The sequence below is a fragment of the Streptomyces sp. NPDC005820 genome (genome assembly GCF_040630255.1).
Classification (GTDB): domain Bacteria; phylum Actinomycetota; class Actinomycetes; order Streptomycetales; family Streptomycetaceae; genus Streptomyces.
In genome coordinates this window covers 1-13,692 of sequence record NZ_JBEXXE010000011.1, presented here as the reverse complement: position 1 = coordinate 13,692, position 13,692 = coordinate 1, and the positions used below count along the sequence as shown (strand labels likewise).

Genomic DNA, 13,692 nt, shown 5'->3' with positions numbered 1-13,692 from the left:
TCTGGGGCCCGGGGTCTGGGGCCCGGGTTCCGAGGCGTCGGCGGTCCTCCGGTCGACCGGCCGCCCGCGCGGGCGGCCGGGGCGGTCGCCGCGGTCTCCTGGCGCATCCGGGGTGGACATCCGGCCAGGCATCCGGGGCGGGCCCCGGCCGGGTTCATCGGCGGCGCCGTCGAGAGGGGTCCGCGTGTGGCCCGGGGTGTTGTTCTCTCCGGACCTGATCACCCGTGGTCGGACGGCGGCTCAGGTGCCGGACACGGCCCGGCGTTCCGCCGCCTCCACGATGTTCGTGAGCAGCATGGCGCGGGTCATCGGGCCCACGCCGCCGACCGGGGGAGCGAGGGTGCCCGCCACCCGGTCGACATCGGGGTGGACGTCGCCGAGGATGCCCTCCACGGTCCGGGTGAGCCCGACGGACAGCACCGTCGCGCCGGGCTTGATCCAGTCGGGCTGGACCAGATGCGCCACCCCGGCCGCGGCGACGACGACGTCCGCCTCACGGGTGTGGGCGGCGATGTCACGGGTCGCCTCGTGGCAGAGGGTGACGGTGGCGTGTTCGGTGCGCCGGGTGAGCATCAGCCCGAGCGGCCGGCCCACGGTCACACCGCAGCCGATCACACAGAACTGGGCGCCCGTGATGGGGACCCGGTGCCGCCGCAGCAGATCCAGGATGCCCCGGGGAGTGCACGGCAGGGGCGCGGGGATGCCCAGGACGAGCCGGCCGAGGTTGGTCGGGTGCAGCCCGTCGGCGTCCTTGTCGGGGTCGACGAGCTCCAGCACGGCGTGCATGTCGAGCGGGGCGGGCAGCGGCAGCTGCACGATGAAGCCGGTGCACGCCGGATCGGCGTTGAGCCGCAGGACGGCGGCCTCGACATCGGCCTGGGTGGCGGAGGCCGGCAGGTCGACGCGCAGCGAGGCGATGCCGACCTCGGCGCAGTCCCGGTGCTTGCCGCCCACGTACGAGCGGCTCGCGGGGTCGTCGCCGACGAGGATCGTGCCCAGCCCGGGGACGATGCCGCGGTCCCGCAGGGCGGCGACGCGGCCCGCGAGTTCACGCTTGATGTCCGCGGCGGCTGCGGAACCGGAGAGTACGGTCGCGGTGGACATGGTGGACGCCTTCCGTGTCAGCTGAAGATGACCGTGCGGTTGCCGTGCAGCAGGATGCGGTTCTGGCAGTGCCAGTTGACCGCCCGGGCCAGGGCGAGCCGCTCGGCGTCCCGGCCGACGAGGACGAGCTGGTCCGCGGAGAGCCGGTGGTCGACGCGGATGACCTCCTGCTCGATGATCGGCCCTTCGTCCAGGTCGGCCGTGACGTAGTGGGCCGTCGCGCCGACGTGCTTCACCCCGCGCTGGTACGCCTGGTGGTAGGGCTTGGCGCCCACGAAGCTCGGCAGGAACGAGTGGTGGATGTTGATCGCCCGGCCTTCCAGGCTCTTGCACAGGTCGTCCGAGAGGATCTGCATGTAGCGGGCCAGCACCACGAGGTCGATGCCGTGCCCGTCCACGAGCTCCAGCAGCCGGGCCTCGGCCTGCCGCTTGGTCGCGGCGGTGACCGGGATGTGCTCGAACGGGATACCGGCCGCGTCCGCCATGGGCTTCAGATCGGGGTGGTTGGAGACGATCAGGGCGAGGTCGGCGTCGAGCGTGCCGCTCTTGAAGCGGTAGAGCAGATCCGCCAGGCAGTGGTCGAACTTCGACACCATCACCAGGACGCGGGACCTCACCGTCGCGTCCCGCAGCTCCCACTGCATTCCGTAGGTGCCCGCGATCGACGCGAACTCCTCCTTGAGACCGTCGAGGGTGATGGTCCCGTCGGTGCTCGCGAAGCCGGTGCGCAGGAAGACCTGTCCGTGGTCGGGGTCGTCGAACTGCTGGTGCTCGGTGATGTCGCAACTGTTGCGGACGAGGAAGCTCGTCACGGCGTTGACGATGCCGGGGCGCTCGGGGCAGCTCAGGGTCAGGACGAACTGGGTGCTCATGGCTGTCTCCTCAGCACTCGACCACGTTGAGGGCGAGACCGCCACGCGCGGTCTCCTTGTACTTGTCCTTCATGTCGGCCCCGGTCTCCCGCATGGTCTTGATCGCCTTGTCGAGGGAGACGTGATGGGTGCCGTCCCCGTGGAGGGCCATCCGCGCGGCGGTGATCGCCTTCAGGGAGGCGACGGCGTTGCGCTCGATGCAGGGGATCTGCACGAGTCCGCCGACGGGATCGCAGGTGAGGCCGAGATTGTGCTCGATGCCGATCTCGGCGGCGTTCTCCACCTGTTCGGGGGTGCCGCCGATGACCTCGGCCAGCCCGGCGGCGGCCATCGAACAGGCCGAACCGACCTCGCCCTGGCAGCCGACCTCGGCCCCGGAGATCGAGGCGTTCTCCTTGAACAGCACGCCGACCGCGGCGGCGGTCAGCAGGAACCGCACGATGCCGTCCTCGTCCGCGCCGCGCACGAACCGCTCGTAGTAGTGCAGGACGGCGGGGATGATCCCGGCCGCGCCGTTGGTCGGGGCGGTGACGACCCGTCCGCCCGCCGCGTTCTCCTCGTTCACGGCCAGCGCGTACAGCGTCACCCACTCCATCGCGTGCAGGGAGTCGGTCTCGGTCCCGTCCGCGCCGAGGAGCTTGCGGTGCAGCGCGGCGGCCCTGCGCCGCACCTTCAGGCCGCCGGGCAGCACACCGTCGGTCGCGCACCCCCGCTCGACGCACTCCCGCATGACGGACCAGATGTGCAGCAGCCCGGCCCGGACCTCCGCCTCGGTCCGCCAGGCCGTCTCGTTCGCCATCATGAGCGAACTGATCGACAGGCCGGTGGCCTCGGTGTGCGCCAGCAGCTGGGCACCGCTGGTGAAGGGGTAGGGCACCGGCGTGCTGTCCGGGACGATCCGCGGGCCGTTCGCCTGGTCCTCGTCCAGGACGAAACCGCCTCCCACGGAGTAGTACGTCCGCAGCGACAGACGCCGGCCGGCGCCGTCGACCGCCTCGAACGTCATGGCGTTGGAGTGGAACGGCAGCCGTTTGCCGCGGTGCAGGACGATGTCGTCGTCGACCCGGAAGGCGAGGGGATGCTTGTCGAGCAGGCGCAGGCTTCCCGTCGTACCGACCCGGTCCATGGCCGGTTCGGCCAGGGTGGGGTCCACGGTCTCGGGGGCGTGGCCCTCCAGACCGAGCACGACCGCCTTGACGCTGCCGTGCCCGTGCCCGGTGGCGCCCAGCGAACCGAACAGCTCGACGTGGACGCCGTGCGTGTCCTCCAGCAGTCCTTCCTGTTCCAAGGCGTGCGCGAAGGAGTTCGCGGCCCGCATCGGCCCGACCGTGTGCGAACTGGACGGTCCGATGCCCACCTTGAACATGTCGAAGACGCTGAGGGTCATCCCGTCCCTCCGCCGTACTCCGTGGCCGCGTCGACCAGCCACGCCGCGGCGTAGGGGGCGAAGGACGAACGGACCAGGAGCCACGCGCTGGAGGCCGCCTCCGCCCGGACGACCAGGGTGATCCCGGTCTGCGCGAGCAGGGTGGTGTAGCAGGCTCCGACGGGGGCCACGCGCGGGTCCAGGTCGATGGCGCAGCCCTGGGCCAGGATCTCGCGGGTGAGGCCGCCCCGCAGGGACAGCACCGTGCGCTGCGCGGAGACGTCGGTGACGGTGGCGAACTCCTCGCCGATCGCCGACCGCAGCTCCTCGATCAGCGAGGCACCGGTGTCCGCCGGCGCGACCAGCAGCCATTCGTCGGGGCCGAGCCACAGGGCCTTCACCTCACCCGACAGCTCCGCGCGCGAGGCGGACGGCAGCCGGATCCCGAGGACCGACTCGACCGCCTTCGCCGCGGGGCTGTCCGCGGTCACCCGCAGGGTGAGCTGGGTGAGGTAGGGCAGCTCGCGGACCTGGAAACCGGCGGGGAGCCGGCCGAAGGCCTCCTGCCAGTCGGCGAGCGGGCTGAAACGGGCGGGGGCGTCAACCGTCACGGCGGGTTCCCTCCTTGTCGTAGAGCACGGGGTCGGTCACAGTCACCGCGACGGTGCGGCCCTCCAGCGGGACGTAGAGGGTCTCGCCGACGTGCTGGGTGCCGCCGCGCAGCAGCGCGAGGGCGAAGGTGCGGCCCAGGGCGTCGCTGCGGTAGCTGGAGGTCACGTGCCCGAGCATGGGCACCGGCGGAGCGGGCACCGCCTCGGTCGCGATGATCTGCGCGCCCTCCGGCAGCAGGGTGCGCTCGTCGACGGGCAGCAGGCCCACCAGTTGCTTGCGGTCGGTCCGCCGGTTCTCGGCCCGGGTGAAGGAGCGCTTGCCGATGAAGTCGTCCTTCTTCTTCGACACCACCCAGGACATACCGAGGTCCTGCGGGGTGATCGTGCCGTCGGTGTCCTGCCCGATGATCGGGTAGGCCTTCTCCGCGCGCAGTACGTGCATGGTCTCCGTGCCGTACGGGGTGATGCCGTAGGGGCCGCCCGCCGCGTACAGGGCCTCCCACACCGTGAGCGCGTACCAGGCGGGGACGTTGATCTCGTAGGCGAGTTCACCGGAGAAGCTGATCCGGGCCACCCGGGCGGGCACGTCCGCCACGACGGTGTCCTGCCAGGTCATGAACCCGAACGCCTCGTTGCTCACGTCGAGCGTGGGCGCGACCAGGGCCAGTACGTCGCGCGAGCGCGGCCCGACCAGCGGGATCGTCGCCCAGTGCTCGGTGACCGACGTGAGGTGGACCCGCAGGTCGGGCCACTCCGTCTGGAGGAACTCCTCCATCCAGTCCAGCACCTTGGCGGCGTTGCCGGTGGTCGTCGTGACCAGGAACTCCTCATCTGCCAGACGCAGCACGGTGCCGTCGTCGAGCGCCATGCCGTCGATGCCGCACATCACGCCGTAGCGGACCCGGCCGACCTTCAGCGAGCTCATGACGTTGGTGTAGAGGCGGTCCAGCAGGATGCCGGAGTCCGGGCCCTGGACGCTGATCTTGCCGAGGGTGGAGCCGTCCATCATGCCGACGCCCGCACGGGTCGCCCGGCACTCGCGCAGCACGGCCTCCTCGATGGTCTCCCCGTCGACCGGGTAGTACCACGGCCGCTTCCACTGGCCGACGTTCTCGAAGAGGGCGCCGTGCTCGACGTGCCACCGGTGGACGGCCGTGACCCTGACCGGATCGAACAGCTCACCGCGGTTGCGGCCGGCGAACGCGGCGAACGACACCGGCAGCGTGGGGGGACGGAGCCGGGGGGTGCCCAGCTCGGCGATGTCCACGCCCAGCGCCTCGGCGACGATGCCCGAGGTGAGGACACCCGAGGTGCGACCCTGGTCGTGGGCGGTCCCGATGGTGGTGTACCGCTTGACGTGTTCCACCGAGGTCAGGCCCGCTCCGGTGGCCCGCAGGACGTCCGTGACGGTCCCGTCGCGCTGGAGGTCGACGAACTGGGCGTCGCCCGTGCCCTGGGGGCCGGGGACCCGCCAGAGCACCGCGCCCGGTCCGTCGGCGGGCTCCTCGGCGACGGCCGGCAGCGCGACCGGCGGTGCGCTCAGGCCGAGCGCCGACAGCGCCTGCCGGGCCGCCTCCGCGCCGTCCGACAGCGCCTCGGCCGACTGGAGGAGTCCGCTCGCGGCACCCGCCGTACGGACCGTGTCCAGGGCGGCGTCGGGTACGAAGGAGCCCAGCTCGCCGTCGTAGCGCAGCGCGCCGCGCGCCTGGCTGAACAGCGCCACCGCCGGGTTCCAGCCGCCCGACACCAGGAGCAGGTCGCAGCCGATCTCCTCGGATCCGACCCGGACGCCGGTGATCCGCTCCGCGCCCGTCGTTCCCGTCACCACCTGTCCGGCCCGCACCTCGATGCCGCGGGCGGCACACGCCTCGCGCCAGTGGGCGGGCACGTTCTCCCGGACGTCGATCACCGTGTGGACGCGGGCGCCCGCGTCGGCCAGGTCGATCGCCGCACGGTAGGCGCTGTCGTTCGTGGTGAACACGGCGATCTCGCGGCCCGGGAGCACCCCGAAGCGGTGCACGTAGGTCCGGGCGGACGCGGCGAGCAGGATGCCCGGACGGTCGTTGTCGTCGAACGCGATCGGCCGCTCGTAGGCGCCGGTGGCGAACACGACCTGCTTGGCCCGGATGCGCCAGACGCGCTGGCGGGAGACCTGGGCGGGCGCGGCCGCGCCGAGGTGGTCGGTGCGCTTCTCCAGGGCGAGGACGAGACCGTCGTCGTAGTAGCCGATGGCGGTGGTCCGCGACAGCAGCCGGACATCGGGCATCGCCGAGAGCTCGTCGGTGACGGCGGCGACCCAGGCGGAGGCGGGCGCGCCGTCCAGGAGTTCCCGGCCGCCGAGCAACGAGCCACCGGGCGTGGGCAGTTCGTCGACCAGGACGACCCGGGCGCCGGCCCGCGCCGCGGTCAGGGCGGCGGACAGACCGGCCGGACCGGCGCCGACGACCAGCACGTCGCAGTGGGCGTGCACGCTGTCGTACCGGGCGGGGTCGGGCTCGCCGCTCAGCCGGCCCTGGCCGCTCAGGCCCCGGGCGACGAGACCGTCGTACAGCTCGACGGTGGTGGCCGTGAGCATCGGCTCGGGGAAGGGAGCCTCGATCTGCACCAGCGCGTTGGGCTCCTCGACCCCCGCGGTCATGATGCCGCGGGGCCGCCCGTACTTGATGCTCGTGGCCACGTGGTGGACCCCGTTGGCCAGCAGCGCCGAGGCGAGGGTGTCGCCCGGGTGGCCGGTGTACGCGGATCCGTCGAAGGTGAACGACAGGGTCGTGCCGCGGTCCACGCGGCCGTGACCGTCGATGCGGAACGGGTTGCTCATGCGCCGGCCTCCTGACCGTCGGCGCCCGGGCGAGGGGCCGCGAGGAACTGGTGGGTGGCGGTGTCGCGCAGGGCGTTGAACCAGCGGCGGCATCCTGCGGTGTGCATCCACCGCTCCGCGAACGGGCCCTTGGGGTTGTCGCGGAAGAAGACGTACTGGGCCCACTGCTCGTCGTCGAGGTCGGCGGGGACCGCGGGGTAGGGGACGTGCGCCTGTCCGCCGTAGTGGAACTCGGCTTCCTCGCGCGCGCCGCACCAGGGGCAGGCGATGAGTTGCATCGGTGTCTCCGGGAGGGGTGTCAGTGGGCGACGGCGGCCGCGCCGTGCTCGTCGACCAGCGCGCCGGTGACGAACCTGGACAGGGCGAAGGGCGCGTTGTACGGGTGGGGTTCGCCGGTGGCGATGGTGTGGGCGTAGCACCAGCCGACGCCCGGGGTGGCCTTGAACCCGCCCGTTCCCCAGCCGCAGTTGAGGTAGAGGTCCTCGACCGGGGTGAGGCCGACGATGGGGGAGGCGTCCGGGGTGGTGTCGACGATGCCGGCCCAGGTGCGCAGCATGTGGGCGCGGGCGAACACCGGGAACAGCTCCAGGGCGGCCGCCATCTGGCGCTCGATGATGTGGAACGCGCCGCGCTGGCCGTAGCCGTTGTAGCTGTCGATGCCGGCGCCCATGACGAGCTCGCCCTTGTGCGCCTGGGACACGTACACATGGACGGCGTTGGACATCACGACCGTCGGGTGCACCGGTTCCAGCAGCTCGGAGACGAGCGCCTGGAGCGGGTGGCTCTGCAACGGCAGCCGCAGGCCCACCATCTCGGCGAGCACGGAGGTGTGTCCCGCGCCGGCGAGCGCCACCTTGCCGGCGGCGATGTTCCCGCGGGTGGTCCGTACGCCCGTCACCCGGCCGTCCGTCACATCGATGCCCGTGACCTCGCAGTTCTGGATGAGGTCGATGCCGTAGGCGTCGGCCCGGCGGGCGAAGCCCCAGGCGACGTAGTCGTGCTTGGCGATGCCGGCGCGCGGCTGGTAGGTGGCGCCGAGCACCGGATAGCGCACGTCCGGATCGATGTTGACGATCGGGCACACCTTGGCGACCTCGTCCGGCTCCAGCCACTCGGCGTCGATGCCGTTGAGCTGGTTGGCGTACACCCGGCGCTTGCTGTCGCGGATGTCCTGCAGGGTGTGCGCGAGGTTCAGCACCCCGCGCTGGCTGAACAGGATGGGGTAGTCGAGGTCCTCCTCGAGGGTCTCCCACAGCTTCAGGGAGTGCTCGTAGATGCCGGAGCTCTCGTCCCACAGGTAGTTGGAGCGGATGATGGTGGTGTTGCGGGCCATGTTCCCGCCGGCCAGCCACCCCTTCTCCAGCACCGCGATGTTGGTGATGCCGTGGTTCTTGGCCAGGTAGTAGGCGGTGGCCAGACCGTGCCCGCCGCCACCGACGATTACCACGTCGTACGACCGCTTGGGGTCGGGGTTGCGCCAGAGGAAGTCCGGGTGGTCCGGAAGCGGCGTGCCGGTCATGCCGCGGCTCCGTTCAGCTCGGGGTACAGGGGGAACGCGGCGGCGAGCTTCGCCACCCGGCCGCGCAGCGACTCGGCCTGCTCGGCGGAGAGCTGCTCGGGCTTGAGCGTGTGGGCGATGATGTCGGCGACCTCGCGGAACTCCGCCTCGCCGAAGCCACGGGTGGCCAGCGCGGGGGTGCCGATCCGCAGCCCGGACGACACCATGGGCGGGCGCGGGTCGAAGGGGACGGCGTTGCGGTTGACGGTGATGCCGACCGCGTGCAGCCGGTCCTCGGCCTGGCGGCCGTCGAGGGGGCTGTTGCGCAGGTCGACCAGGACGAGATGGACCTCGGTGCCGCCGGTCAGCACCGTGATGCCGGCCTCGGCCACGTCGTCGGCCAGCAGCCGCCCGGCGAGGATCTTCGCGCCCTTCAGCGTGCGCTGCTGCCGCTCGCGGAACTGCTCGGACGCGGCCATCTTGAAGGCGACCGCCTTGGCGGCGATCACATGCTCCAGCGGACCGCCCTGCTGCCCCGGGAACACCGCCGAGTTGATCTTCTTGGCCAGCTCGGCCCGGCTCAGGATCACACCGCCCCGGGGACCGCCCAGGGTCTTGTGGGTGGTGGTCGTCACCACGTCCGCGTACGGCACCGGGCTCGGGTGCAGTCCGGCGGCCACCAGACCGGCGAAGTGCGCCATGTCCACCATCAGGTACGCACCCACGGCGTCGGCGATCCGGCGGAACTCGGCGAAGTCCAGCTGCCGGGGGTAGGCCGACCAGCCGGCCACGATCAGCTTGGGGCGGTGGGCGAGGGCGAGCTGTTCGACCTCGTCCATGTCGACGCGCAGGTCGGACTCGCGCACGTGGTACGGGACGACGTTGTACAGCTTGCCCGAGTAGTTGAGCCGCATGCCGTGGGTGAGATGGCCGCCGTGCGCCAGGTCCAGGCCGAGGATCGTGTCGCCGGGCTGGAGCAGGGCGGACATCGCGGCGGCGTTCGCCTGGGCGCCGGAGTGCGGCTGGACGTTGGCCGCCTCGGCGCCGAACAGGGCGGTGACCCGGTCGATGGCCAGCTGCTCGACGGTGTCGACGTGTTCGCAGCCGCCGTAGTAGCGCTTGCCGGGGTAGCCCTCGGCGTACTTGTTGGTCAGGACCGAGCCCTGGGTCTGCATCACCGCCACCGGCGCGAAGTTCTCGCTCGCGATCATCTCCAGCGTCGACTGCTGGCGCTCGAGCTCCGCGTCGACCGCCGCGGCGACCTCCGGGTCGAACAGGGTCAGCGGCTGGGAGAAGCTCATGCGGTCCCCTTGGAAGACTAGGAGCGTACGAGAGCCGTACGACTGGTATATCAGTTGTAGAAGCAGCTCCCGTCAGCCGTCAAGACCAACTGATATATCAATCGTTGCGCTATGGTGGGCAGGGTGGGAACGGTGGGGCGGCGTCGAGGTCGGCGCCGGGTCTCGGTGAAGGGGTGCGCATGCAGGTCGCGGTTGCGGAGGAGCGGCTGTCGCTGGCCGAGCAGGCCTATCGGGTCCTGTGCGACCGGCTGGTGACCTTGGAGATCGCGCCCGGTACGCCCATCAACGACGAACAGGTGGCCGCGGAGTTGGGGGTGGGACGCACTCCGGTGCGGGAGGCGCTCAAGCGGCTGGAGACCGACCGGCTCGTGGTCTCCTTCCCGCGGCGCGGCACGTTCGCCTCCGAAGTGCAGATCACGGACCTCGGGCACCTCACCGAGGTGCGCCACCGGCTGGAGCCGCTGGCGGCGGACTGCGCCGCGCGCCGGGCGAGCGCGCGGGACCGGGCCGTCCTGGGCGAGCTGCTGGAGGAGTTGGACGCGGCCGCCGGGGGAGAGGTCCGGGAGCTCATCGCGCTGGACCTGAGGCTGCACCGGGCGCTGTACGCGGCCACGGCGAACCCCTTCCTCCAGGACACGCTCGTGCGCTACGACAACCTGGCCACCCGCGTCTGGTGTCTGTTCCTCGACCGCCTGCCGGGTCTGGCCGGCCATGTGGGCGAGCACGGCCCGCTGGTGCGTGCGGTGCTCGCGGGAGACGGCGAGCGCGCCGCGGATCTGGCCGCCGAGCACGTGGAGAGGTTCGAGACGACGATCCGCTCCCTGCTCTGAGGCCGGGCCCCGGGGCCCGGCCTCACCGGGGCGTGTCTCGTCAGGCGGAGGTCGGCTTCCACTCCTCCTCGGGGTCGAGGGAGAGCTCGGGGTGGTCGCGCTTGAAGGCCTCGGCCTGTTCCTCGATCTTCGGCAGGGCGTGGTCGGGGGCGCCGAAGCCGCGGAACAGCGTCGTGCAGTACTCGCGCGCCAGGAAGGCCGCGTCCCACCGGCCGTCCGGATTCACCCATTGATAGGTGTGGTTGTGCAGGTTCAGGAACTGCAGGGTGCCCAGGCGCGGTTCCATCGTGCGGAAGGTGTTCTGCTCCACGGCCTCCGTGAGCAGCCCGGCGATCAGCTGCTCGAAGTCCGAGCGCTGCCCCAGCAGCGTCTTCAGCTCCGCGCCGCTCAGTGAGCGGTAGTCGTGCTCGTAGACCCAGATGTGGTCGAGGCGGCGGAAGATGATGGTCAGCAGCGACTCGGACAGCAGCCGCAGCCGCAGCAGGGGGGTCGTGTCGAGGTCCGCGATCTGCCGGGCCCGGGACAGCAGCGGCCCCATCACCCGGGACTGGATCTCGACGAGGAGGTTCTCCTTCGAGCCGATGTAGTAGTACAGCGCGCCCTTGGCGAGCCCCACTGCCCGGCCCAGGTCGTTGATCGACGTCGCCGCGTATCCCTGCCGGGCGAACAGCGATGCCGCGACATCGATGATCTTCTGACGTCTGACCTCGAAGCCCGGTCCGTGGCCCGGTGGTCGTGGCATGGGTTCTCTCCCGCTCGACGTGACGACGTACTGAATTAAAGCCGACTCCGGAACACGGGACGGCATCCGGTTTGCCGGACCAAACGGTACATTGACCGGCGCGGCCCACGGCGATCAGGCGGGCCGCGACGGCGGGACACCCGGCAGGCCCGGACACCGCCGACCGCGAGACACTCGTGCTGTGAGGGTGTCCCCAGTGAGGAGTGGCGCATGACCACGGTAGGTATTGCCACCGGAGCGGGCGGCGGGGTCGGTGCGGCATGCGCGCGGCGCCTCGCCGACCGGGTGGACGTGCTGCTGCTCGCCGACCGGAACGAGGCGGCCGCGGCAGAGATCGCCAAGGACCTGTCCGGGTACGGCGAGAGGGCCGTCCTCGAGCCGGTCGGCGTGGACGTCACCGACCCCGAGGACCTCGCCCGGCTGGCCCGGCGCGTGGGCGAGACCGGTGCGCTGCGCGCGGTCGCCCACGCCGAGAGCGTCGCACCGGAGGAGGGCGACTGGCGCAGGATCGTCGAGGTCGACCTCGTCGGCACGGTGCTGCTCGCCGAGGCGCTCCGCCCGCTGGCCGGCGCCGGGACGGCGTTCGTGTACTGCGCCTCGGTGTCCCCGCTGATCGCCCACATCGAACCCGACCCGACGGTCGCGGCCGTCCTGGACGAGCCGATGGACGAGGGGTTCGTCGACCGGATCCGCGACGCGATCGGCCCGGCGGTCGAGGACCCGGCGTGGGCGTACCCGTGGGCGACGTACGGTGTGCAGCGCTTCGCCCGCGCCGAGGCGGTGCGGCTCGGTCCGGTGGGCGCCCGCGTGTGCTCGGTGTCGCCCGGTGCGATCGACACCCCGCAGACCCGTATGGAGGCCGAACGCCACGAGTCGGTGCGCCAGCTCATCCGGAGCACGCCGCTGGGCCGGACCGGGCGGTACGAGGAGGTCGCCGCCGTCGTCGCGTTCCTGCTGTCGGACGAGGCGGGTTTCGTCAGCGGTGTCGACCTCGTCGTCGACGGCGGTCTGCTCGCCGCCGTCGACGGGACGTGACGTTCGGGCCGGGAACCGCCGCACCGCGGAGGGGGACCTGCCCGTCGCTTCCTCCCCCGGGACGGGGGCGGGCGGCGGCGGACCGGTCCCGCGTGGTGGTCGTCGGGCCGGACGGTCAGACCGCCGGTCCGGCGGCCACGGCCTCGTCGAGCTGCTTGCCCCGGGGGATCGATCGCTGCGTGCTGGGCCATCACCACGAAGGCGAGCTGCGGGACGACGATCTGGGCGACGCCCCGGCCGAGGGTCCGGGCCCCGCTGGCGAGGGCCTGCTCCTCCCGGCGGGCGAGGAAGCCCGTGCCGACAGCGCTGGCTGCGAAAGATAGATCTAACGGTCGGTACAACCAGTGCCCGCGCACAGGGAACCCGCGCACAAGGAGAAGGGCATGCTCACCAGGCGGTCCAGCCGCCGTCGACCGTGAGGGTGGTGCCGGTGACGAATCGGGAGGCGTCGGAGGCGAGGAAGACGGCGGCCCCGCCGAGTTCGTCGGAGTCCCCGACCCGGCCGAGCGGGGTGCCCCGCACGATCCGCTCGCCCCAGCGGCTGTCGAGCAGTCCGGAGCTGAGGTCGGTGCGGAAGTAGCCGGGTGCGAGGGTGTTGACCCGGACGCCGCGGTCGGCCCATTCGACGGCGAGTGCCTTGGTCAGTGCTTCGACGCCGCCCTTGCTCGCGGCGTAGGCGGCGATCCGTTCGAAGCCGGTGCGCGCGTGCACGGAGGAGACGTTGACGATCGAGCCGGAGCCCTGCTCCAGCATGACTTTGCCGGCCTCGCGGCAGCAGGCGAAGGTGCCGTTGAGGTTGACGTCGACGACGCGTTGCCAGTCCTCGTCGGTGACGTGCTCGCTGCGGGTGAAGTGGGGGCTGATGCCGGCGCAGTTGACGACGGCGTCGAGGCGTCCCGTCGCCTCCGTGATCCGCCCGACCGTCCTGCGTACGGCGTCGGGGTCGGCGACCGAGCCGGGCAGGACGAGCACCTTGCCGCCGTGTGCGGCGAGTTCGGCCTCCAGGCTCTCCAGGTCGTGGGCGGTGCGGGCGGTGACCGCCACGGTGGCCCCGGCCTGCGACAGTGCGACCGCCAGTGCGCGGCCGAGGCCTTTGCCGGCGCCGGTGACCCAGGCGGTCCTTCCGTCGAGGCGCAGGTCGGTGGTGACGTCGGCCATGGTTCAGTCCTTGCCGGGGATGTCGCGCAGGGTCCGCTTGAGGACCTTGCCGGAGGGGGTGCGGGGGAGTTCGTCGGTGACGTCGAAGCGTGCGGGCACCTTGAACTTGGCGAGGCGGGCGGCGCAGAACGCGCGCAGGTCGTCCGGTGCGGCGCTCTCGCCGGGGCGGAAGACGACGAAGGCGCGGGGCACTTCGCCCCAGCGCGGGTGGGGCAGGCCGACGACGGCGGCCTCCAGGACGGCGGGGTGTTCGTACAGCACACGCTCCACCTCGGGGGTGGCGATGTTCTCGCCGCCGGAGACGATCATGTCCTTCTTGCGGTCGTCGATGTAGAGGTAGCCGTCGTCGTCGAGGTG

General features: G+C 71.8%; 12 protein-coding genes and 1 pseudogene. 2 read left to right on the top strand and 11 right to left on the bottom strand.

All coding sequences use genetic code 11. From position 1 onward, the window contains the following. Positions 1–240 precede the first annotated feature (240 nt). From ABZ464_RS15235 to glyA, 8 genes are read right to left on the bottom strand one after another with little or no spacing between them, the layout of a single operon-like run. Positions 241–1,104: a bifunctional methylenetetrahydrofolate dehydrogenase/methenyltetrahydrofolate cyclohydrolase gene (locus ABZ464_RS15235; RefSeq protein ID WP_359276249.1), complete on the bottom strand. Its 864-nt coding sequence runs from the start codon at positions 1,102–1,104 to the stop codon at positions 241–243. Positions 1,105–1,121: 17 nt separating this feature from the next. Then, positions 1,122–1,976, bottom strand: a complete 855-nt coding sequence (gene purU, locus ABZ464_RS15230) for a formyltetrahydrofolate deformylase (protein WP_359276246.1) — start codon at positions 1,974–1,976, stop codon at positions 1,122–1,124. Positions 1,977–1,986: 10 nt separating this feature from the next. Then, positions 1,987–3,363 (bottom strand): L-serine ammonia-lyase, encoded by a 1,377-nt coding sequence (locus ABZ464_RS15225; protein ID WP_359276243.1) that lies wholly within the window; start codon positions 3,361–3,363, stop codon positions 1,987–1,989. Beyond that, positions 3,360–3,953, bottom strand: a complete 594-nt coding sequence (locus tag ABZ464_RS15220) for a sarcosine oxidase subunit gamma family protein (RefSeq protein WP_359276240.1) — start codon at positions 3,951–3,953, stop codon at positions 3,360–3,362. Before ABZ464_RS15220 ends, ABZ464_RS15225 begins: the two co-directional genes overlap by 4 nt. Then, complete coding sequence (locus ABZ464_RS15215) at positions 3,943–6,771, bottom strand: 2Fe-2S iron-sulfur cluster-binding protein (RefSeq protein WP_359276237.1); 2,829 nt, start codon at positions 6,769–6,771, stop codon at positions 3,943–3,945. The genes ABZ464_RS15220 and ABZ464_RS15215 overlap by 11 nt, the downstream gene beginning before the upstream one ends. Beyond that, complete coding sequence (locus ABZ464_RS15210; protein WP_359276234.1) at positions 6,768–7,049, bottom strand: sarcosine oxidase subunit delta; 282 nt, start codon at positions 7,047–7,049, stop codon at positions 6,768–6,770. The genes ABZ464_RS15215 and ABZ464_RS15210 overlap by 4 nt, the downstream gene beginning before the upstream one ends. Positions 7,050–7,069: 20 nt before the next feature. Further along, complete coding sequence (locus ABZ464_RS15205) at positions 7,070–8,290, bottom strand: sarcosine oxidase subunit beta family protein (RefSeq protein WP_359276232.1); 1,221 nt, start codon at positions 8,288–8,290, stop codon at positions 7,070–7,072. Next, the gene (gene glyA / locus ABZ464_RS15200; protein ID WP_359276229.1) at positions 8,287–9,570 is read right to left on the bottom strand and encodes a serine hydroxymethyltransferase; all 1,284 of its coding nucleotides are present in this window, start codon (positions 9,568–9,570) and stop codon (positions 8,287–8,289) included. The genes ABZ464_RS15205 and glyA overlap by 4 nt, the downstream gene beginning before the upstream one ends. Positions 9,571–9,749: 179 nt before the next feature. Here glyA and ABZ464_RS15195 point away from each other — a divergent pair, with 179 nt between their 5' ends. Next, positions 9,750–10,400 (top strand): GntR family transcriptional regulator, encoded by a 651-nt coding sequence (locus ABZ464_RS15195; RefSeq protein ID WP_359276226.1) that lies wholly within the window; start codon positions 9,750–9,752, stop codon positions 10,398–10,400. A 40-nt stretch (positions 10,401–10,440) separates the two neighbouring features. On the opposite strand, the gene ABZ464_RS15190 is transcribed toward ABZ464_RS15195, so the two are convergent. Further along, complete coding sequence (locus ABZ464_RS15190; RefSeq protein ID WP_359276224.1) at positions 10,441–11,142, bottom strand: TetR/AcrR family transcriptional regulator; 702 nt, start codon at positions 11,140–11,142, stop codon at positions 10,441–10,443. A 210-nt stretch (positions 11,143–11,352) separates the two neighbouring features. Here ABZ464_RS15190 and ABZ464_RS15185 point away from each other — a divergent pair, with 210 nt between their 5' ends. Continuing rightward, positions 11,353–12,177, top strand: a complete 825-nt coding sequence (locus ABZ464_RS15185; RefSeq protein WP_359276222.1) for an SDR family oxidoreductase — start codon at positions 11,353–11,355, stop codon at positions 12,175–12,177. A gap of 387 nt (positions 12,178–12,564) precedes the next feature. Here ABZ464_RS15185 and ABZ464_RS15180 read toward each other — a convergent pair whose 3' ends face one another. Continuing rightward, the gene (locus ABZ464_RS15180) at positions 12,565–13,335 is read right to left on the bottom strand and encodes a 3-oxoacyl-ACP reductase family protein (protein ID WP_359276219.1); all 771 of its coding nucleotides are present in this window, start codon (positions 13,333–13,335) and stop codon (positions 12,565–12,567) included. Positions 13,336–13,338: 3 nt separating this feature from the next. After that, a pseudogene (locus tag ABZ464_RS15175) lies at positions 13,339–13,692 on the bottom strand (fatty-acyl-CoA synthase); the annotation flags it as partial.